The following is a 1,806-nucleotide window of genomic DNA, read 5'->3' as shown; positions in this document are numbered from 1 at the left end:
GTGCCGACCATTGGAGTGATTGGGGGGAAAATTCCGGGAATTTTTCCCTGAAAATTAGGTAATTGACCACCTGAAAATGGGTAAAACCCCACACCCCACACCCCACACCCTGCCCCTAGGAAAAGCTTTTTCAGCAAACCTTACCTATCAAATCTTTGCCGTCACAATTTAGGACAACAATGGTATGCTATGGGCCTCTACTCTTCTTCATCTTCTTGACTTGACAAAGGCTTTTGTGCAACGTGGCGCACGAAAAGAATCTGCACAATATCGCCAGTGATGGTAAAGAGAATTCTGTAGGCACTACGTCCCTTACCATAAATAAGTTGTCGGATTTCTTCCTCCAAGAAATTATTTTCAAAAGCAAGTGAACAACGGTAAGGCATTTGCTCTAGTGACAGAATTGCTTTGTACAATCCTTCCAGCCACAACCTCGCTTTTCGAGGAGAATCTTTGCTGAACCACAGATAGGCTTTTTCAATTCCCTGTTGTGCTTCAGGTTGTATGACGACTTGATACTTTTGGCTCATGGAGAACTGTCCAGCTTATCGAACAATTCAGAGAAGAATTCCTCTGCCTTCTTACCTTTGCCTTGCTTCATCTCTTCAAGACCACGCTTGACTCCTTTAAGCGTCTCAACCAATTCAGCAGCTTCAAGAAGTGTCTGATAGGATTCCGCATCTTGCACGACGAGTGCTGCTTTCCCATCAACCGTAAGCACCAAAGGGTCTTTGGTTTGTTTGAGATGCTCTAGGAACTGGGTCGTGTTTCGTTTAAACTCAGTTAAAGAATGAATGTCTTTTGAAAGGTTGAGCATTATCTTAGCAGACAAAACGCATTTAATTATATGCTACCTTAAATTAAGTCTCCTGTGACAAATACCCGATCGTCTCACGGCTGGCTTCCAATCCAGCAATGATTTATTAATAAATATGACCGGATTTACCAGTACTTTACCAGCTTTAGGGAGAATTAACGTTAGTAGCTTTTTTATCTAAGTGTCTAAGTTATCCTTCTAAGTCACCTAGAAAACGGGTTTCTTCAAGAAACTATTTAGAAACCAGTTTTCTTTGAGAAACCCGTTTTCTGCAAACGCCTATTTAGAAAACAGGTTTCTTTGAGAAACCCGTTTTCTTGTAATGGGTTAAATCCGATCGCTGGGGGGTTGCCGCTCTAATTTGTCCAAAATTCGCTTGAGCAAGACACTATAAACAGGTTCACCACCTAAGAAGTGGGCTGTGATTGCAGCACAGATACAAGTCAGTAAAATTGGCAGCGCCACCAAAAAATTATCCGTCAATTCCATCACCAACATGACGGCGGTGAGGGGAGCGCGGACCGTGGCCGCCACTAATCCCCCCATCCCAGCGACGGCAAAAACCCCGGGTTGGGGCAGTTGACCCGGAAACCAAGCATCGCACACTTGTGCCAGCCCTAAACTGAATAGAGTAGCCAGGGCTAACATCGGGGCAAAAATCCCGCCAATTTCCCCAGAACCATAACAAATCATTGTCAGGAGAAAGCGCCCTAAGAAAACCAGCAGCAAGACCGCTCCTGGAGCTTCACTATTCTTGACGAATTTCTTCATGAAGTTTCGGCTCTTCGTTACCCTTTATGCTAAATCAACAGACAAGATGCCAAGACAACATACTTCTAACCCAAAAATTCCGAAAGTTTCTAAAGCCATAGCTTCTCCGTTTTATTAGTTTAAGTTTATTGTTGATTCCCTCGACCATCCCATTCGTTGTCCTTCGCTCGAAATAACTAATGATTTCTCCAAACCAGTTTCGGATTGTTTGACAACTC

Annotated in this window: 4 protein-coding genes and 1 pseudogene; 1 reads left to right on the top strand and 4 read right to left on the bottom strand. The window is 43.6% G+C overall.

Annotation, left to right across the window (positions count from 1 at the left end; all coding sequences use genetic code 11):
• Nucleotides 1–197: 197 nt before the first annotated feature.
• Both PX481_RS18635 and PX481_RS18630 read right to left on the bottom strand, forming a co-directional pair.
• The gene (locus tag PX481_RS18635) at nucleotides 198–530 is read right to left on the bottom strand and encodes a type II toxin-antitoxin system RelE/ParE family toxin (RefSeq protein ID WP_002761780.1); all 333 of its coding nucleotides are present in this window, start codon (nucleotides 528–530) and stop codon (nucleotides 198–200) included.
• Complete coding sequence (locus PX481_RS18630; RefSeq protein ID WP_287657942.1) at nucleotides 527–832, bottom strand: type II toxin-antitoxin system Phd/YefM family antitoxin; 306 nt, start codon at nucleotides 830–832, stop codon at nucleotides 527–529. Before PX481_RS18630 ends, PX481_RS18635 begins: the two co-directional genes overlap by 4 nt.
• 61 nt (nucleotides 833–893) lie before the next feature.
• Between PX481_RS18630 and PX481_RS29815 the strand changes: the two are divergent.
• Nucleotides 894–998 (top strand): annotated as a pseudogene (locus PX481_RS29815) (bluetail domain-containing putative surface protein); the annotation flags it as partial.
• A gap of 146 nt (nucleotides 999–1,144) precedes the next feature.
• Here the strand turns inward: PX481_RS29815 and PX481_RS18625 are convergent.
• Together PX481_RS18625 and PX481_RS18620 are read right to left on the bottom strand one after the other, a co-directional pair.
• On the bottom strand, nucleotides 1,145–1,588 hold the full coding sequence (locus PX481_RS18625; RefSeq protein WP_002761777.1) for a chloride channel protein: 444 nt from the start codon (nucleotides 1,586–1,588) through the stop codon (nucleotides 1,145–1,147).
• Nucleotides 1,589–1,622: 34 nt separating this feature from the next.
• Nucleotides 1,623–1,806 (bottom strand): transposase (locus PX481_RS18620; protein WP_288095396.1); only part of this gene is annotated, 184 nt, incomplete at its 5' end.

Source organism: Microcystis sp. M53603_WE2, assembly GCF_030065435.1.
The sequence above is the reverse complement of the archived record's forward strand: the minus strand, read 5'-3'. Positions and strand labels throughout refer to the sequence as shown.